Here is a 19,318-nt window from a genome sequence, read left to right as displayed (position 1 = left end):
GCGAACCCACCGCAGGAGAATCCCATGACCACTCGAAGAACGGTGCTGATGAGTCTTGCCGCTGCCCCCGTTGCCCTGTCAACGGCAAACCAGGCTGTTGCCAAAGAGGCTGAGGCTCAACCCCAATTTCTGTTTGTTCAAAGTGCGCAACGCATGCGCTACGCCAGGGATCAGCTAACCCTGGTTGACGTTAGCCCGATAACCGTGCTGTTTTCTGATCGGCCAGAGCGGCTTGCCGGTCACATGGCCACAGAGGCGTTCGTTCCTTTTTGGAGCGAAGGTGACAACAGTTTTGAGCAAGATCCGCCCAACGCGGATCTTGCCATTCTTGAGGGCAAGCAGGATGCCAATATCGTCCTGACCTTGCACGAGCCGCGTCTTGAAGGGCCTGATCTGAACTACCGCGTCAAGGTGCTGGAGGGTCAACTGCCGGCAACCGGTGGCGCGGTGTCACTGTTCATCGACATCATCGGGCGGCCACTCACCCCGATTTCCTTCGCTGGCGCAAACCGCCGGATGTGGCGCCGACGCATGCTCTACTAGGCCGTATCCGCTGCCTCCACCCCGCCGGTTTTTGCGTTGATATGGCGGGCTGCCCCCTCGCTTGCCTCTGTCCACTTTCCCTATTCTCTTATATAAGGAGACCCAACCGATGAGCCACTGTTACCGCGCATCCAGCCGCAACGTCCGATCTCAACTTGCCTGGCCTCTAGCCTTAGCTGGCTTGTTACCGCTCCTGGCCGCTTGTGTATCCACCGGTGGAAGCAGCGGGGATAACTCCATTTCCGGTTTCGACCAAATCACCTTGTCGCCAGGCGACTCGGGGAACTGCGAATCCAGTCCTTGTACCGTCTTCCTGCAAATGCCACCGGGAAGCGGCACCTTCGAGGTCACCAGCAACAGCAGTGGCCGCATTGGTGAATATCCGGCCGGTCAAACAGCCAAGCTTGGCAGCTTCTGGAGCAGCCAGGCCTTCACGATTGAAGGCGCGGGTGTACCCAAGGCCTACGCCTACATCCCTAACCAGGAATAACGCCCAAGCCATCAACCGGCGCACCTGCAAGTGCGCCACATCCGTCACCTCACCAAAGAGAGATGTCACCATGTCGATTCGTCACCTATTAACCACAACCGCCCTGACCGCAGCCCTTGGACTTTCCAGCGCCTTGGCTTTAGCGGAGTCCGAGACCGCGCTGGAAGACGCAGCCATCAAAGCCGATGAGGCGGCCGAAGCCGACGCCCTGGCGGCGGAAGTCCTTGACGAGGAAGCCGTCATCGTCGATGAAGTCGAGGAAGCCTTGGAACATGAAGAAGCCAAGGAGCAGGCCAAGCAAGGCGCGCACGACTTCATGGATACGAAGCATTAGGCCGCAGCATCCCGGGTTCGGATGGCCGTCAGCGCTTAGCTCGTCTGTCTTCCGGACCCTTCAAACACACAGAGAGCGAACAATCATGCAACAGAACACCGAGGCGAATTCTCCGCCGCAAAGGGTCCTGCTTAGCGTTGTGCTGGTATTGGTTTCCTTCATGTTTATGGCCTGTGCTCTGGCCGAGGACACTGGAGCTCGAACTCACGCCAAGGGCAACTACGACGCGACAACATCCACCTACACCGTCGCCAAAGGTGATGACCTCGGCGACATTGCCAAACGCTTCGGCCTGTCCGTCGCGACCTTGCAAGACCGCAACCAGCTCGATTCAGACACCATCCAGGTCGGCCAGACGCTGCGGATCGCTACCGGCAGCGCCGAGACCGGCACTGCGGGAACTGGCAACACAGACGCTGGTTCCTCCGAGTATCACATCATCTCAGGCGAGGCCGGCTCACCAGCGGCCAAGGCCAGCATCGCCGGCGACCAGCTGCCGCCACCCCCGGCGCCCTTCCAGGGCGAGATCAAGCACGATGCCTTGAAATCGACACCCTGGTGGTCGCCGACCGTGGTGCCGCCCAAGGATGCGCCGAACATCCTGCTGGTTCTCACCGATGATTCCGGCTTCGCGGTGCCCAGCACCTTCGGCGGTGTCATCCCGACTCCGAGCATGGATCGGATTGCCAACGAGGGCCTGCGCTACAACCGCATGATGTCCACTTCCTTGTGCTCGCCGACCCGTTCCGCGCTCATCACCGGGCGCAATCATCACTCGGTGGGTTTTGGTGTCATCGCCGAGCAGGCCACCGGCTACCCCGGCTACGACAGCGTGATTGGCGTTGATAACGCCACCATTGGCCGCATCCTGCGCGACAATGGCTATGCCACTAGCTGGTTCGGCAAGGACCACAACACGCCCACCTACCAGGCCAGCCAGGCCGGTCCCTTCACCCAATGGCCCACCGGCATGGGCTTCGACTACTTCTATGGCTTCGTCGGTGGTGATGCCAACCAGTGGCAGCCGAACCTGTTCCGCAACACCACCCAGATCTACCCCTGGGTTGGTCACGAAGGCGACCTGAAGATGGATCGCTCCGACCCCAAGGCCGAGATCTGGCCGGTGACGGGCGAGGAGGCGTCCTGGAACCTGATCACTGCCATGGCGGATGACGCCATCGACTGGATGACCCGCATCCACCAGACCAACCCGGATCAGCCGATCTTCATCAAGTACGCTCCGGGCTCCCAGCACGCGCCGCATCATCCAACCAAGGAGTGGGTCGACAAGATTCACGCCATGCACCTGTTCGACGATGGCTACGAGAAGCTGCGCGAGCGTATCTTCGAAAACCAGAAACAGCTTGGTGTGATTCCCGAAGACGAGGAGCTCACGCCCTGGCCAAAGGACATCCTCAAGCCCTGGGATGAGCTGACCGACGAGGAGAAAAAGCTGTTCATCCGTCAGGTCGAGGTGTTCGCCGCCTATGTCGCCTACAACGACCACGAGATCGGCCGCGTGATCCAGGCCTTCGAGGACTTGGGCAAGCTCGATAACACCCTGGTCATCTACATCAACGGCGACAACGGCACCAGTGCCGAGGGCGGTCCGGACGGCACCTTCAGCGAGGTTGCCTTCTTCAACGGCGTGCGCCCGCCGGTGGACGTGCAGATGAAGTACTACGACGCCTGGGGCACCGAGTTTGCCTACAACCACATGTCGGCCGGCTGGTCCTGGGCCTTTGACACACCCTTCGACTGGTTCAAGCAGAACGCTTCGCGGCTCGGCGGTGTGAACCAGACCATGGTTGTTTCCTGGCCCAAAGGAATTAAGGACAAGGGCGCACTGCGCCAGCAGTTCATGCACGTGATCGACGTGGTGCCGACGCTCTTGGAAGTGACCGGCATTCCCGCGCCGGAGGTTGTCGACGGCATCAAGCAAAAGCCCATTGAGGGTACCAGCTTCGCCTACACCTTCGACGCCGAGAACGCCGAGGCCCCATCGCGCCACAAGACCCAGTACTTCGAGATGATGGGGCAATGGGCGCTCTATCACGATGGCTGGTTGCTCAGCACCAAGGTTGACCGCGCGCCCTGGGATGCCTTCGGCCCCGCCAACCCAGATCCGCTCAACAACCAGGTCCTTCAGCTCTACCATCTGAGCGAGAACTTCAACCAGTCCGAAAACATCGCCGACAAGCATCCGGACAAGGTCAAGGAGCTGCGTGAGCTGTTCATCGCCGAAGCCGAGAAGTACCAGGTGTTCCCGCTGGATGCCTCGGTGGCCGCCCGCGTCGCGGCACCGCGCCCGAGTCTGACCGCAGGTCTCACGGAACTGACCTACACCCGGCCGATGACCGGCATTCCGCAGGGCGATGCCCCCTTCCTGCTCAATACCTCCTACACCATCACCGCCGACATCACAGTGCCTGAAGGTGGTGCCGAGGGCATGATTGCTACCTCCGGCGGACGTTTCGCCGGCTGGGGCTTCTACCTGCTCGACGGCAAGCCGGTATTCAACTGGAATCTGCTCAACCTCGAGTGGGTGAAGTGGCAAGGGGCGGAGGCGCTGACTCCTGGCAAACACAGCATTGAGTTTGACTTCGCCTATGACGGCATGGGCCTCGGCACCCTGACGTACAACAGCTTTGATGGCGTCGGCAAAGGTGGCACCGGCACCTTGAAGGTGGATGGCAAGGTGGTTGACACCCAGCGCATGGAGAAAACGCTGCCGATGATCCTGCAATGGGACGAGAGCTTCGATATCGGCTCAGACACCCTCACCGGCATCGACGACAGCGACTATCTGCCACCTTTCCCGCTGACGGCAGAGCTCGACACGTTGACCATCAAAATCAACCGTCCGCAGCTGTCACCGAAGGACATCGCCAAACTGGAAGAGGCCATGAAAAAGGCCGAAATGGGCATTCAATAATGCCTTGGACCCAGGAGGGCGTTTCAGCCCTCCTGACCAAGCGCGAATGGCCAGCGTGCCATTCGCACTCCCTCCAACCCTTTCCGGAATGAGAACAGCCCAATGCTCAGTACAACAATGAAAGCCTCTCTAATTGTCGGGGTCGCCATGATCGCAGGCGGAACCCTGGACACCGCACTTGACACCAACCTGGTCATCTCCTCGGCACAAGCTCGGATTGGCCGGCCGCTCACACCCATCAGTTACGCTGGCGTGGCTCGTCGCACCACCCGCCGTGCCATCTACGCCACCTCGGTCTATGCCGCCACGCTGCCGCGCGGCTGCACCAACGTCGTCATTGGAGGTACCGCCTTGCACCAGTGCGGTGGCACCTACTATCAGGCATCCGGTGGACGCTACGTCGTCGTCCGAGTGGAATAACCGAACGCCTCGCAACCGAATTCAGGAACCACCACCATGCCGATTACATCCATTCTGACCCGCACAGCCACCAAAGTCGGTCGCTCTACACTCACGAGCCTGGTCTTGACCACCGCGCTCGCTGTCGCCACGCCTGCGGCCGTTGCCCAAGAGGATGACGCCAAAGCCATCCTCAAGGCCATGGCCGACTATGTCAGCAGCCAGCAGACCATCGAACTGAGCTTCGATAGCGCAATCGAGATCATCACGCCCGAAATCGAGAAGATCCAATTCGCCAGTTCTGGCACCCTGCTGTTGAGTCGGCCGGACAAACTGAAAGCCAGTCGCACCGGCGGTTATGCCGACGTCGAGCTGGTCTTCGACGGTGAGAGCGTGAGCGTCCTCGGCAAAGGACGCCATCTCTACACCCAGTTTGAGGGGCCGGAGACCGTCGATGCACTGATCGATATCCTGCGCGTCCGCCAGGGACTCGCACTTCCCGGCGCCGATCTGCTCCTGTCGAACGTCTATGAGGCCCTGATCGCCGGCGTGTTGGAGGCTAAGCATATCGGCCGTGGCGTAATCGGCGGCGTGGAATGCGAGCACCTTGCCTTCCGCAACCAGGATACCGACTGGCAACTGTGGGTCGAAGTGGGCGAAAACCCGGTACCGCGCAAGCTGGTCATCACCAGCAAGACCGTCAATAGCGCCCCCCAGTACAGCCTGCAAATCACCGATTGGAAAACCGGGGTCGAGCCGGCGGCTGACGCCTTCGTGTTCACCCCGCAGGAAGGTGCGGAACAGGTTGAGGTCGAAGCATTGGTCGAGCTGGATGAGTTACCGCCAGCAGCAGCGCCTGATACTGATGACCACTAATATTGCTGGAGTTGCTTGAGTCGGTGTGGTTCTCAGGCCACACCATGGGCTGCTCCAGATATGAAAAGCTGCGAGCAGTTCTGCCGCTGCATTGACCCGCATCAGTGTTGTTGGTTGCGCAAGGACATACAGTCACCGGAAGAAGAGGCAATGTCTTTCGAAATTCGGTGACTGAGTTGCGCATTAACACAATAATATGAATCGAATCCCGCAATTTCTCTACGTTATCATCCTGACAGCATTGGTGTTCTTTTTTTCGTTCTCGCCGCTCTTAGCAAGTTCTCCTGCAAATTCAGGCGCTACGCATACCAACACAGCCAGCGCGCAAGAAGAAATCACCATTAAGCTGAAGCTTCTGGAGGATTTTGTTCATAACGTTGATCGCCAAGTGCTGTCTTTGGCAAAAAGCGAGTTCACGACCCAGTATGCTGACAGTCATAGTGAAACGGACCGAGCGCGGCTGATTGAATTTTTTCGCGCTATCACAGCAGCCAATACGGATTACATGCAGGTACGCTTTCTTGATGCGCAAGGGCGCGAACAAGTTCGGATCGACAGGCCCAAGGCGAGCACGGAAGTCCAAGTCGTGCCGCCTGAAGCCTTGCAGGACAAAAGCAGCAAACGCTATTTCCAAGCCGTGAAAGCGCTGCCGGTAGGCACACTCTGGCACTCCAATATTGACTTGAACATGGAACATGGCGCCATTGAAACGCCAATTCGCCCGACGTTTCGTGTTGCAACCCCCGTCATCACCGAACGAGGTTTTCGCGGCGTCATCGTGATCAATCTGATCATGGAGCGATTCCTGAGTTTGCTGACCTATTCAACGGCGTTTGAAGTCTTCATGCTCGATAAAGACGAGGAGTTTCTGGCGCACCAAAATCCTGACTTGGCTTGGAGCCGTTACCTGCCGGAACGCGATGATTTCGCGACCCGAAAACAGAAAAGTCATGATCGAGAGACTGAGGTTCATTCCGCTTCGCTGGCCTCAATTCTCAACAACGACGATCAGGCCAGATTGGTGCTGGTGTCCAAGTTTGCACCGGATGCGGTTGATCAAAAGGAAAACAATCAACAAACGGGTCTCCAACTCACGCCCGAGGAGCGCGCCTGGATTCAGGAACACCCGCAGATCCGCACCCTGGCCTTGACCAATTGGCCACCGTTCGATTACCGGGACGAAAATGGCGAGCATTTGGGCATCTCGGCCGATCTCCTGCAAATGGCCGCCGAACGGGTCGGATTGAAAACGACGCCCGTCTTTGGCGATTGGGATTCACTGCTTAAAAAACTGCTCGCTGGCGAGGTCGATCTCGCACCGGATATCTATTACACCGAGAATCGAGCCGCGCAGCTGGCTTATACGAAACCTTATTTGCCCCTCTATACCGCTGTGTTTGCCGCCGCCCATTCCGGTATCCGCTCGGCGGACGATCTGGCCAATCACCGGGTTGCGGTGGAAAAAAGCTATGCGATCGAAGAGGTGTTGCCAAAGGAGCATGCCGGGGTGCAATTGCATGTTGTAAAGAACACCCTGGAGGCATTATTGGCAGTTTCGACCGGCCAGGCGGATGCCTATGTGGGCACCCAGTTTGTCGCTTCCTATCTGATCGATAAGCATGTGCTGCATGGGATTGAGGTCGTTGGCCTCTACAGCCAAGAGGCGCAAGGTCTGTATATGGCCACGCCACAGGATCGTTCCATCCTGCGCGACATCATGGATAAGGCGCTGGCCTCCATTTCCGACAAGGAACGCCGGGCGGTTGTGCGCCAGTATTTTTCTGCCCCCGCGCTGATCCAGAAAAACATCATTGCGGAACTCAGTGAAGAGGAACGCGCGTGGATTCAATCCCATAAAGTGCGTGTCGGCATTGAAGAGTTAGCGCCTATTGTTTTCTTGCGCAAGGATGGCCGCGCTGGTGGTTTAGCGGGCGGTTTTTTGGAACGGATCACGGAAAAGACCGGCTTGCAATTCGAATTTGTTGGCGGTGTGTGGGATACGCTGTTGCAGGGATTGAAAAATCATGACATCGATCTGCTCCCGGCCACTTATTACACGGAGGAACGTGCCACCTTTGGTCTGTACACCAAGCCCTATTTCAGCATGCGCGAGTTCATTTATGTGCGCCAGGACAGCAAAGTGCGTGACATCGATGATCTGGCCCACGGGCGAATTGCCGTGGTCAAGGGCTATGGCACTATCCCCAAGCTGCGCGCACAGTATCCGCATGCCACCATCATCGAAACGCAAAGTTTGTTGCATTCCATCAATGCCGTACTCAATGGGGAGGCGGATGCCTTGCTCGAAGCCCAGGTCGCTGTCGAGCAAAGCCTGCGTGAGAACGCTTTGGCGGGTCTCAAGGGCATCAGTCAGGACGTGTTTCCAGCCTTTCCGGTGCACTTGTTCTCTCGTCGCGACGAACCCGTGCTGCATACCATTTTGCAGAAAGGATTGGATGCGATCAGCCCCAGCGAGCAACAACAAGAACTCTCCAAATGGATTTCAACCGCCGCCAAGACGGAAGATCCAGGCGCATCCGCTAGCCACCAAGCGCCCGCAGCCCCGCAGATCCTGCTGACCACGGGTGAAGCGATTCTCCTGGGATTGCTGGTGGTGGTCGCTATTGGCGCCATCCTGGTCTTTGCCTGGCTGCTGCGCAGTCAACGTCGGGCGTTTTTACAAAGTTTGCGCGGCAAGAGTGTGTTGTTTCTCGCAATGTCGTTCTTTGTGGTAGGCGGCGCGACCTTGATTGTCTTCAGCGTGATCGGCCATCAAATTGCCATCGAACTTGGAAGACGTCTGGCGGAAAATCATGTGCAATGGCTCAATGAGAAGATGCTCAGCACCGTGTCGCGAGAACTCGCCCTGGCCAAACAAATGGCCAATTCACTGGTGTTGCAGCGTTGGGCCGTCAATGAGGATGATCCGGCACACGCCGCTGCCGCTCGCGTGGAATTACAGCATTTCCACGACAATTTTGCATCGCAGACCTATTTCATCGCCCTCACCGAATCGCGGCATTTCTTTTATGCCGACAAAACGACAACGCAGGTCGAACTCGAGGTAATTGACGCCCTGTCGGAAAGTGATGACGACGATAGCTGGTTTTTCACTACCCTGGCCGACCCCGCCCCCTACAACTGGAATGTTGACCACAACGTCAAGCTTGGGGTGACAAACCTGTGGGTGAACTACAGCATGCGGCAAGGGGATCAAACCTTAGGGGTGGTGGGCACCGGCATTCAGCTGGCCGAATTCATCGACGAGTTCATCAATCGTGGCGGCGAAGAAGTCACCGCGATGATGATCGATGCCGGTGGCGCGATCCAGGCCCATGCCGATCCCGACAAAATCTCCCGCATAGTGCTCAATCAGCCGCTTGCCAAGGATGCCGGAATCTGGGCACTGCTGGCAACAGAGGCCGATCGTCAACAACTGCGCCAGCAGATGACGAAGCTTGCCAAGGCTTCACGGGAAGCGGAAACACGCGAAGCGGCGACCTTCTTAGTTCATTTCGCTCATAGCGGGGAACCTCATTCTCGATCGCGCCGAGCGCGAAGAAACGGCCTGTCCCGCTCTGAACAGGGGGTTACTTTTGGCGGTGGGCGCGAAAAACTGGTGGCCATGACCTATATCGCACCGTTGAAATGGTACTCCGTGGCGATTTTTGATCCACGAATCATTATTGGCGTGCGTGAAAAGTTAACGCTGGCGATGGTCTTCGCCGCTGCGCTACTCATCTCGGCGGTAATTTTTGTCTTTGGGCAAAATATGCTTATTGTGCGACCTTTGCTAGGACTCACCGAAGGAGCGCGGCGCATGGCGCAGGGCGATTATTCTTTTCGGGTTCCTGTAGCGCAGAAAGACGAAATTGGCGATCTCGCGCGCTCATTCAACGACATGGCTGCGACCATTGCCGACTACACGCGTAACCTTGAAGCCAGGGTGGCCGACCGCACCCGGGATCTCCAGGAAAGCCAGGCGCGCATTTATGGCATCATGGAAAACGTCGCCGACGGCATCGTCTCCATCACTCCAGATGGCTGTATCGAATCGGTCAACCTGGAAATTGGATCCATTTTTGGTTACTCGCCGGCGGAACTCCTGGGACGCAATATCAAGATGTTGATGCCGCCAGGGACCGGTGCGCACCATGACGACTATATTTCCCGCTATCTCAATACGAAAACAAAACGCGCCATCGGTCAGGGGCATATCGAGCTGACGGGCCTGCATCGCGACGGCCACGAATTCCCGATGGAGTTATCCCTGGGCGAAGTCAAGATCGGGGATCTGCACCTGTTTGTCGGCGCCATACGCGATATTACCCGGCGCAAAGAGGCGGAAAGCAAAATTGTCGAATCCGAGCAACGGGTGCGCAGTTTGCTCGCATCCGTGGGTGAGGGGGTGTTTGGCGTCAACACTGACGGCAAGATTGTATTTGTCAACCCGCAATGCGCCGCGCACCTTGGCTACACTGAAGCCGAACTGCTCGGCCAATCGGCGCATGCGCTCTTCCACCATTCCCATGCCGACGGCTCCCGTTACCCGAATCAGGGCTGCTGGATGTATAAATCCTGCACCGAAGGTGAGTCCTTTCATGTGGACAACGAGGTGCTGTGGCGTCAGGACGGCAGCCACTTCCCGGTCGAATATCACAGCACCCCGGTGCGTCGGGACGGAACATTAGTGGGCGCCGTGATTTCCTTCAACGACATCTCCGAACGCCTTAAGACCCAGCGGGAACGCGACGACGCCTTGGATCTGATCAACGGCAGCATCAATTACGCGACCCATATCCAACACTCCATTCTGCCGCTGGATGACTGCCTGAGTTCGCTCACCAACGACCATTTCGTCCTCTGGGAGCCGCGCGACCGGGTCGGCGGCGATATGTATTGGTGCAAGCCCTGGGGTATGAGCAAGCTCATTGCCTTGGGAGATTGCACTGGACATGGCGTGCCAGGCGCGTTCATGACCCTGATCGCCAATGGCGCCCTGGAGATGGCTACCCTGGAGACCCGCCCTGGCGATGCGGGCGCCTTGCTGCAACGCACCCACACCCTGATTCAGGACGCCCTGAACCAGGATAGCGACGCAGGCGAGTCGGACGATGGCCTGGAGCTGGGTTTGTGCTATATCCACCCCAAACAGCCCCGGCTGGTTTTTGCCGGTGCACGTTTCTCCCTGTTCCATGTCGATGCCGGTGTGGTCAGCGAAATCAAGGGCGACAAGCGAGGCATCGGCTATCGTGGCTTGCCGCGTCAGGGCCATTTGACCAACCATGACGTGGAGATTTCGGCGGGGCGCGCGTTCTACATGACCAGCGACGGCTTGATTGACCAAATCGGCGGTCCCAAGCGACGCGGCTTTGGCAAACGGCGTTTCATAGCGTTGTTACAAGACATTCAATCGCTGCCAATGGCGGAGCAACAAGAGCGGATTCATGAGGCGCTCACCGTCTATCAAGGCGAGGAAAAGCGTCGTGACGATGTCTCCGTGATTGGCTTTATTGTTGATGGTAAAACAACAATACTCGACAACCCGAGGGGGAAAACGACATGAGTTTAATTGATTGGAATGACGCTCTCAGCGTGGGTGTGGAAGAAATCGACGACGATCACCAGCGTTTGGTGGAGATTGTCAATCAATTGAACGACGCCATCGCCGCCAAACACCAACAAGACGTGATCGAGACAATTTTGCAGGAACTACTCGAATATACCGTCTGGCATTTTCGCCACGAAGAGCGCTTAATGCAGGCCTCTGGTGATCCGTCTTTCATGCAACACAAACAAGCACACGACACTCTTACTGAACAGGTAAAGGCTGCGCAACAACGTTATCTGGATGGCGATGCAACAGTGGCCGACACCATGCTCCCCTTTCTGAAGGACTGGCTCATCAACCACATTCTTGGCACCGACAAAACAACCGGCCAATACCTGGCGAAAAATGCAGAATAGGAGTGCGCTCAATGAGAACAGACAAAATCTACAGCTTAAGTAAAGTGCTCCAGGAGGAAGGCATCTTATTCTGCTATAGCGGCTATATGACAGAAGATGTTCTGCTCAGTATTGGCAAGGCAATCAAGGAAAAATTGATGCTTGAAAATGCCGACAAATCTGTGATTCGCGGGATTTTTTCGATTTTTGTTGAGGAAATGCAAAACGTCATTCGTTACTCCGGCCAGATGGAATCGAAGGTTTCCGCCAACAGCATGCTTGAGCTTCGTTTTGGCATTTTATCCGTCGGCCGTAAGCAGCTCGCCAACGACCAGGAGAGTTTTTTCGTCGCTTGCGGCAATATGGTCAGCCCCACTGATGCGCAACGGCTCAAAACCAACCTCGATCACATCCAGGCGCTAGATGCCCAAGAATTAAAAACGCTCTACAAACAAACGCTCAAAGGGAAAAGCCCGGAGGGCAGCAAGGGGGCGGGGGTCGGCTTCATTGATATCGCACGCAAATCCAAGCGCGGATTTGAATACGATTTCATCGACATCAGCACAGACCGAACCTTTTTCTCCATCACCGCCTATGCTTAATGTCAAGGACAGCAACAATGGATCATGTTCGCATCGAAGCCACCGAACGCACTCCAGAAGTGTATTTTGATTTCAATGGCCATTATTTTTCCTTGCGCGGCGAGGCGTATCCCGAAGATACCAACGCCTTTTTCGGTCCGCTCATGAATCAATTGGAAGACTATTTCCAAACCTTGGATGAGGCCACCATCACCTTTGAATTTGAACTTATTTATTTCAACAGCTCGACGGCCAAGGTACTAATGATGCTGTTTGAATTATTAGACGCCACTGCCGCCCGCAATAACGCCGTGAAGGTGCATTGGATCTATGAAGCGGACGACGACAACATGGAAGTGCTTGGCGAAGAGTATGGCGAGGATTTGGAACACGTCGATTTCAGTCTGGTGCCCAAGGAAGCATAGCGCCTGGCCTGTTGTTGTTCTCCGAACCGAGAAGCCCTGTCATCATGAGCGACTTTTCCGCTTTTAAGAACGAAGAGGAGGCGCTGACTCGCGCCGAGGTTCTGCTTAAGCAACACAACCCTGAATGCGACTTCCGGACCGAGTTTGAGCAGCTCGTTGCGTCCTACAAAAAACTGTTCAAAAGCTCGCGTCGGCTGGTGCGCATGAGTGACCGCAGTGAAGAACGCCTGAAAGAAGCGAATCTTCGCATCCAGAGCCAGCAGGAAGAGCTTACCAAAGCGCATCAACAGTTGGCACTGCATGCCGAGAATCTGGAAGACAAGGTGCGCGAGCGCACCAAGGCGTTGGTCGCCGCCCAGGGCAAGCTGGAGAAGCTTGTCGAGCTAGGCATTGCCCTCTCAGCCGAGCGCAGTCATATCCGTTTTATTGAAATGATGCTGCGTGGTGCCAAGGATCTCGCCTTTGCCGATGGCGGTCTGCTGTTCGTGCTTGACGATGAGGCCGAATTGCGCATCCAACTCATGGGAATCGACTCCATCGATCTGCATGTCGGGGGCATGACCGGCAAAGACATTCCCTTCTACGCACCGATCAAATTGCGTGACGACCAAGCCGGCCGGCCTGACTACTACAATCTCCTCAGTCACACCGCGCTGACCGAGCGCACAGTGAATGTGGCCAATATGGAGCAATCGAAGGATTTCGATTTTTCCTGGCTAACTCAATTGGGCCGGACATTGGAGTTTATTCCTCAGTCGTGCCTGGCGGTGCCCTTGCGACCGCGCAAAGGCGAGGTGATTGGCGTCCTGTTGCTGATTAATGCAAGAAACCGCACCACCGGCCACACCATTCCCTTTTCCGATGAAATCACCGAATTCGTCGAGGCCCTCGCCTCCCAGGCGGCCGTAACGATGGATAACAAGAATTTGCTCAAGGCCCAGGATCGCCTGCTGGATTCCATGATCAAGCTGGTGGCAGGCGCCATTGATGAGAAATCCTCCTACACCGGTGGTCACTGCGAACGGGTGCCGGAGATTAGCGCCGAGCTGGCCCGGGCCGCATGCGAGGCCAATTATGGCGCCTTTGCTGACTTCACCATGACAGACGATGAGTGGCGGGCGTTTCATATCGCCGCCTGGCTCCATGATTGCGGCAAGGTGACCACACCGGAATATGTGGTTGACAAGGCCACTAAACTGGAGACGATTTACAACCGCATCCATGAAATTCGCATGCGCTTTGAAGTCAAGCTGCGTGACTACACCATTGCGTTTCTCGAAGCGCGCTCCCGGCCGGGCGCCGATGAACCAGCACTGCAAGCGGCACTGGAACGCCAGATCGCCCAACTGCACGACGACTTTGCCTTTATTGCCCAGTGCAATGTTGGCAGTGAATGCATGCGACCGGAAGATATTGACCGGCTTAAGACCCTCGCGCAAATCACCTGGATGCGGCATTTTGACGACACTTTGGGCTTATCCCACCAAGAGCAAGCACGGTTTTTGCGCCGTACCAAACCCCAATTGCCAGCAGTGGCGCACTTGCTTGAAGACAAACCTGAGCATGTCGTGCGGCGGCGTCGGCCCGTTCCGGCCGAGAAATATGCTCAGTTCGGGATTCGGATATCGACTCCCAAACACCTCTACAACCATGGCGAAATCTACAATTTGTCCATTGCATGCGGCACCCTAACCGCAGAAGAGCGCTTCAAAATTAAAGAACATGCGATTGTCACCATCATGATGCTGGAGGAGCTGCCCTTTCCCAAGCACATGGCCCGCATTCCCGAGTTCGCGGGCGGTCATCATGAAACCATGATCGGCACCGGCTATCCCAGGAGGCTTAAACAGGAGGATATGTCGCTCCAGGCACGTATTCTCGCCATTGCCGATATCTTCGAGGCCTTAACTGCCGCCGACCGTCCCTACAAGAAAGCGAAAACCCTGAACGAAGCCCTCACAATCATGAGTGTCATGCGCAATGATCAGCAGATCGATCAGGAATTATTCGATCTGTTTCTGAGCAGTGGTGTTTATCGAATCTACGCGGAACGCTATTTGCTTCCATCACAGATCGAAGGGGTCGATATTTCACACTATCTCTCCCAATAACGCTCAACAAGCCGGGCAATGCCAGGTGGTCGAGCTGAATCTGTCGTCAGTTCCCCTTGAAAATGCGGTGGATCGCCTCTATCGACGAGCGCAACACTGAGGCACTGGAGCCGGCTGCTGGTAAGTCGGTGATTCTGTGCGACAATGTGCGATTGTTCAAACATGACCGAGAGGTGAAGCCAACCCATGACAGACGCAACCCAGAAGGAAACCCTGGAATTCCAGGCCGAGGTCAGCCAGGTGCTCGACCTGGTGATCCGTTCGCTCTACTCCAATAAGGAAATTTTCCTGCGTGAGCTGATCTCCAACGCCTCGGATGCAGCGGAGAAGCTGCGCTTTGAATCCCTAACCGATGCCAGCCTGTTTGAGGACGATCCCGAGCTGCGCGTGCGGGTGCTGGTGGATAAGGACGCCGGCACGGTGACGGTGTCGGACAATGGCATTGGTCTGAGCCGCCAGGAAATGATTGAAACCATCGGCAGCATCGCCAGCTCCGGCACCCGGCGCTTTGTCGAGGCGCTGAAAGATCGTCAGGATGGTGATGCCAGCGGCAATAGCGACAGCGCTGCCGATGGTGCCCTGATCGGTCAGTTTGGTGTGGGCTTTTATTCGGCCTTTATTGTGGCAGACAAGGTCACGCTGATCTCGCGACGCGCTGGCCTGGGGGCTGAACATGGCGTGCGCTGGGAATCCGACGGCCACGGCAGCTATACACTGGAGACGATGGAGAAGCCCGGACGCGGCACCGATGTCATCCTGCACCTGAAAGACGACGAGAAGGAATTTCTCGACGACTGGCGCCTGCGCTCCATCATCAGTAAGTTCTCCGATCACATCGCCGTGCCGGTGGAAATGCTCAAGCAGGATTTCCGCAGCGATGAGGAAAAGGCCAAGGACAAGGAGGAAGGCAAGGACGAGGCGCCCGAGTTTGAGCGCGTCAATACCGGCCAAGCACTGTGGATGCGCAACAAGTCGGACATCTCCGATGATGACTACAAGAGCTTCTACAAGCACATTTCCCATGACTTCGAGGACCCGCTAACCTGGGCGCACAACCGCGTCGAGGGCACCAATGAGTACACCACTCTGCTGTTTGTGCCCAAGCGCGCACCCTGGGATCTGTGGGATCGCGATCAGAAGCATGGCGTGAAGCTCTATGTGCGGCGCATCTTCATCATGGACGAGGCCGATAAGCTGTTGCCGCATTATCTGCGCTTTGTCAAAGGCGTGGTGGACTCCAATGATTTGCCGCTCAATGTGTCGCGTGAGATTTTGCAACACAACCGCAAGATCGACACCATTCGCGGCGCCAACGTCAAGCGCGTGCTCGGCCTGCTGGAAACCATGGCCAAGGACGAACCCGAGCAGTATCAGACCTTCTGGAAGGAATTTGGCCGGGTCATCAAGGAAGGCCCGGGCGAGGATTTCGCCAACCGCGAGCGTATCGCCGGCCTGCTGCGCTTCTCCACCACGGTGGGCGAAGGCGACGCTCAGGACACCTCGCTCGATACCTACATCGAGCGCATGAAAGAAGGTCAGGACAAGATCTACTACATCACTGCCGACAGCCCGGCCGCCGCACGCCACAGTCCGCACCTGGAGATGTTCCGCAAGAAGGAAATCGAGGTGCTGCTGCTGTCTGATCGAGTCGATGAGTGGTTGGTCTCGCACCTGAGCGAGTACAAAGGCAAGCATCTGCAATCAGTCACCAAGGGCGAGTTGGATCTGGGTGAAATCGGCGCCAAGGAGGAAAAGGAAAAGACCGAGCAGGCCGCTAAGGAACACGAGGATCTGTTCAAGCGGTTGAAGGATGCACTCAGCGAGCGGGTTGAATCCGTACGCGCCTCCAGCCGCCTGGTTGATTCCCCGGCCTGTATCGTGGTGGGTGAGCATGATATGAGCGCCAATCTGGCGCGCGTGCTGAAATCCGTCGGGCAGGATGCCCCGTCAAGCAAGCCGATTCTGGAGGTCAATCTCGACCATCCACTGGTACGTCGCCTGGAGTCCGAATCCGATCAGACGCGCTTTGCGGATTTAAGCCTGATTCTGCTCGATCAGGCGGAACTGGCCGAAGGCGGTCAGCTGGATGACCCGGCCGCCTTTGTCGGGCGACTGAACAAGCTGATGCTGGGGCTCTTTATGAGCGGAGCCTAAACGCGGCGCTGCCCGCACGAGCCGGGCCGGCAAGCGGGGGCACAGGGCTCGGGCTGGAGTCCCGAGCCTGACACCGCCGTTTGCTCCGCCCGCGCCACTGTGGCAGCCTAGAAATCCCTATTTAACAACTATCACTGAACGAGGGCTCCAAGCATGCGTGTCATTCTCCTTGGCGGACCGGGTGCGGGCAAGGGTACCCAGGCCGGATTTATCACCGCGCATTTCCAGATTCCACAAATCTCCACCGGCGACATGCTGCGCGCCCAGGTTAAATCCGGCAGCGAGCTGGGCAAGGCGGCCAAGGCCATCATGGATGAGGGCGGCCTGGTATCGGATGACATCATCATGGCCATGGTGAAGGAGCGCATCGCTGAAGACGACTGCAAGAACGGCTTTTTGTTCGACGGGTTTCCGCGCACCCTGGCGCAGGCTGATGGGCTGAAGGCGAGTGAAGTCTTTGTCGATGCCGTGGTCGAAATTGCCGTCTCGGATGAAGAGATTATCCGACGCATGTCCGGGCGGCGCGTGCATCTCAGCTCCGGGCGCACCTACCATGTCGTCTTTAATCCACCCAAGGAAGAAGGCAAGGACGATGTCACCGGTGAACCCCTGATTCAGCGCGACGACGATCAGGAAGACACCGTGCGCAAACGTTTAAGCGTGTATCATGAGCAGACCAGTCCGCTGATTGACTACTACTCGACCTGGGCTGAGCAGGGCGGAGAAAACGCCCCGCGCTATTGCAAGGTCGAAGGCATCGGCAGCGTTGATGAGATACGCGAGCGTATCCTGCAAGCCCTGGCTCACTGCAACGGCTAACAGGTGGTGAACACCTAACGCCTGACGTCAGCAAACAGCATCACTCGCCGTTCGAGCGATGCTGGGTCGCCAGAACCACACTGTCGCAATGGCTCTGATCTGTTAAACTGCATGCGATCTTACTTGCACAGTTGATGCTACATTTTGTTTTAGGGAGCTATTGATGGCTGTTATCGAACTGACAACCGAGAATTTTGAATCCACAATACAAGAAAACCCTTTCGTTGTTGTTGATTATTGGGCGCCCTGGTGCGGCCCCTGCCGCTCGTTCGCACCGGTGTATGAAAAAGTCTCCAACGATCACGACAACATTGTTTTTGCCAAGGTCAATACCGAGCAGGAGCAGCAGCTGGCGGCACATTTCCAGATTCGCTCTATCCCGACGCTGATGATTTTCCGCGATCAGGTGATTATTTTCTCGCAGGCCGGCGCCCTGCCGGAAGCGCCGTTCCGCGATCTGTTGTCGCAGGCCGAGGCCTTGGACATGGACAAGGTGCGCGCCGATATGGCCGAGCAACAGGCGGCGGCCAACAACGGCTGAGTCCCAGGTGTCTGCGCGCCTGCCGGGTGCTGCTGTGCTTCCCCTCTCGACATCAACACCCTGGCTGCGCGTTGGCCCCTCAGTCGGCGCCTTGCTGGAACTGCTGGAGGACAACTACCGTCTGCTGCTGTGCCTGGCGCCCGATCTGCGACGTCTGTCAGGTGCCCACCGGGCGCCCGGACAGGGGACCGATCTCCATCTCGATGTCATTGAGCAGACGCCCTACACCACCTTGCTGCGCCTGACGTATCGCTTCCCGTCACTTCAGGGTGGAGCCGGTCAGGCCGACCCCGATGCCCGCCTGCGAGTCTGCCATGATGCCCAACAGGTTGAGGTAATTGCCTTGCGCCAGACGGTGCTGCCGCTGCTGGGGGAGGACCGCCTCGCCACCTTGCGCTCAAAGTGGAACGCCAACTGGTTCCTGGCCAAATGGCTGGCTTACTGCGTGCGCGAAGACTATCGCTTTTTCCCCAACGGTCGCGAGCACCGCCCGGCTCCAGCCACAGATTCCGCTGCTGCCTGATGCCGGCGCGCCTCGATTCGCACCACCGCCCCAAAAAATTTCCTGATGCCCATGCTTGACAATGCGGCCGCTAAAACCAAGCTAAAGACTGGGATATTGACTGCGCCGAATGTGGCGCGCTGTTTTGGGGTACATGCTCATGAGACTTTCCACCAAGGGCCGCTATGCTGTCACCGCGATGCTGGATCTGGCGCTGCAAGCTGGCCAGCGGCCGGTAACGCTGGCCGACATTTCCGCCAATCAGGATATTTCGCTGTCCTACCTGGAGCAGTTGTTCGCCGCCTTGCGCGCCAAACACCTGGTGCGCGGGGTTCGGGGCCCGGGTGGCGGCTACTATCTCGGTAAGGACGCCGGAGACATTTCCATTGCCGATATCATCTGCGCTGTCGATGAATGGGTCGAGTTTACCCGCTGCGGTGGGCGGGAGAATTGTCGCAATGGTCAGAAATGCCTGACGCACAGCCTGTGGGATCAACTCAGTGATGAGATTTTTGGCTTTTTAAGCAACATCTCCCTGCAGGATCTGGTCGAACGCGGCCGTCAGCGCAACGCGCACCTGGCCGCCAAGGCTCCGCTGACGCTGGATCCACTGCACCAGCGTGCCGCCTGATGCCCGAGACTCGGCCCGTGCTGAGGAGTGG

18 protein-coding genes and 1 pseudogene are annotated in these 19,318 nt (G+C 57.1%); 17 read left to right on the top strand and 2 right to left on the bottom strand.

Annotation, left to right across the window (positions count from 1 at the left end):
- Positions 1-24: 24 nt before the first annotated feature.
- The 7 genes and pseudogenes from CKO36_RS09185 to CKO36_RS20420 all read left to right on the top strand — a co-directional run.
- On the top strand, positions 25-543 hold the full coding sequence (locus tag CKO36_RS09185) for a hypothetical protein (RefSeq protein WP_200283732.1): 519 nt from the start codon (positions 25-27) through the stop codon (positions 541-543).
- Positions 544-805: 262 nt separating this feature from the next.
- Positions 806-1,033, top strand: a complete 228-nt coding sequence (locus tag CKO36_RS09180; RefSeq protein WP_242469487.1) for a hypothetical protein — start codon at positions 806-808, stop codon at positions 1,031-1,033.
- Between the two features lie 70 nt (positions 1,034-1,103).
- The gene (locus CKO36_RS09175) at positions 1,104-1,367 is read left to right on the top strand and encodes a hypothetical protein (RefSeq protein ID WP_200283730.1); all 264 of its coding nucleotides are present in this window, start codon (positions 1,104-1,106) and stop codon (positions 1,365-1,367) included.
- A gap of 85 nt (positions 1,368-1,452) precedes the next feature.
- Complete coding sequence (locus tag CKO36_RS09170; protein WP_200283728.1) at positions 1,453-4,302, top strand: sulfatase-like hydrolase/transferase; 2,850 nt, start codon at positions 1,453-1,455, stop codon at positions 4,300-4,302.
- Positions 4,303-4,404: 102 nt separating this feature from the next.
- Positions 4,405-4,722 carry a hypothetical protein gene (locus CKO36_RS09165; RefSeq protein ID WP_200283726.1) on the top strand — a complete coding sequence of 106 codons (318 nt, stop codon included), beginning with the start codon at positions 4,405-4,407 and terminating at the stop codon, positions 4,720-4,722.
- Between the two features lie 36 nt (positions 4,723-4,758).
- On the top strand, positions 4,759-5,577 hold the full coding sequence (locus CKO36_RS09160; protein WP_200283724.1) for a DUF2092 domain-containing protein: 819 nt from the start codon (positions 4,759-4,761) through the stop codon (positions 5,575-5,577).
- 196 nt (positions 5,578-5,773) lie between these two features.
- Positions 5,774-6,460 (top strand): annotated as a pseudogene (locus CKO36_RS20420) (cache domain-containing protein); the annotation flags it as partial.
- Here CKO36_RS20420 and CKO36_RS19700 read toward each other — a convergent pair.
- A complete protein-coding gene (locus CKO36_RS19700; protein WP_242469492.1) occupies positions 6,401-6,550 on the bottom strand; it encodes a hypothetical protein in 150 nt (49 codons plus the stop codon). The pseudogene CKO36_RS20420 and the gene CKO36_RS19700 overlap by 60 nt on opposite strands.
- A 15-nt stretch (positions 6,551-6,565) precedes the next feature.
- Positions 6,566-6,772, bottom strand: coding sequence for a hypothetical protein (locus CKO36_RS19695; RefSeq protein ID WP_242469491.1), 207 nt, complete (start codon positions 6,770-6,772; stop codon positions 6,566-6,568).
- On the opposite strand from CKO36_RS19695, the gene CKO36_RS09155 reads away from it, so the two are divergent.
- From CKO36_RS09155 to CKO36_RS09110, 10 genes are all read left to right on the top strand, one after another.
- On the top strand, positions 6,725-11,143 hold the full coding sequence (locus tag CKO36_RS09155) for a PAS domain S-box protein (protein WP_242469489.1): 4,419 nt from the start codon (positions 6,725-6,727) through the stop codon (positions 11,141-11,143). The two genes, CKO36_RS19695 and CKO36_RS09155, sit on opposite strands and share 48 nt — an antisense overlap.
- A complete protein-coding gene (locus CKO36_RS09150; RefSeq protein ID WP_200283720.1) occupies positions 11,140-11,544 on the top strand; it encodes a bacteriohemerythrin in 405 nt (134 codons plus the stop codon). Before CKO36_RS09155 ends, CKO36_RS09150 begins: the two co-directional genes overlap by 4 nt.
- Positions 11,545-11,555: 11 nt before the next feature.
- On the top strand, positions 11,556-12,125 hold the full coding sequence (locus CKO36_RS09145; protein ID WP_200283718.1) for a SiaB family protein kinase: 570 nt from the start codon (positions 11,556-11,558) through the stop codon (positions 12,123-12,125).
- Between the two features lie 17 nt (positions 12,126-12,142).
- Complete coding sequence (locus CKO36_RS09140; RefSeq protein WP_200283716.1) at positions 12,143-12,529, top strand: DUF1987 domain-containing protein; 387 nt, start codon at positions 12,143-12,145, stop codon at positions 12,527-12,529.
- Positions 12,530-12,573: 44 nt separating this feature from the next.
- A complete protein-coding gene (locus CKO36_RS09135; protein WP_200283714.1) occupies positions 12,574-14,640 on the top strand; it encodes an HD domain-containing phosphohydrolase in 2,067 nt (688 codons plus the stop codon).
- 186 nt (positions 14,641-14,826) lie between these two features.
- Entirely contained in the window at positions 14,827-16,794 is a 1,968-nt protein-coding gene (gene htpG / locus CKO36_RS09130) for a molecular chaperone HtpG (RefSeq protein WP_200283707.1), read from the top strand.
- A 153-nt stretch (positions 16,795-16,947) separates the two neighbouring features.
- The gene (gene adk / locus CKO36_RS09125; protein ID WP_200283705.1) at positions 16,948-17,613 is read left to right on the top strand and encodes an adenylate kinase; all 666 of its coding nucleotides are present in this window, start codon (positions 16,948-16,950) and stop codon (positions 17,611-17,613) included.
- Positions 17,614-17,776: 163 nt separating this feature from the next.
- Positions 17,777-18,154 carry a thioredoxin gene (trxA, locus tag CKO36_RS09120; RefSeq protein ID WP_200283704.1) on the top strand — a complete coding sequence of 126 codons (378 nt, stop codon included), beginning with the start codon at positions 17,777-17,779 and terminating at the stop codon, positions 18,152-18,154.
- 7 nt (positions 18,155-18,161) lie between these two features.
- A complete protein-coding gene (locus CKO36_RS09115; RefSeq protein WP_338053446.1) occupies positions 18,162-18,677 on the top strand; it encodes a DUF1249 domain-containing protein in 516 nt (171 codons plus the stop codon).
- Between the two features lie 139 nt (positions 18,678-18,816).
- A complete protein-coding gene (locus CKO36_RS09110; RefSeq protein ID WP_200283703.1) occupies positions 18,817-19,287 on the top strand; it encodes an Rrf2 family transcriptional regulator in 471 nt (156 codons plus the stop codon).
- Positions 19,288-19,318 lie beyond the last annotated feature (31 nt).

The sequence above is a fragment of the Rhabdochromatium marinum genome (assembly GCF_016583795.1).
Classification (GTDB): Bacteria; Pseudomonadota; Gammaproteobacteria; order Chromatiales; family Chromatiaceae; genus Rhabdochromatium; species Rhabdochromatium marinum.
Note: the sequence above shows the minus strand (reverse complement) of the source record. Positions and strands in the feature narration are given on the sequence as shown.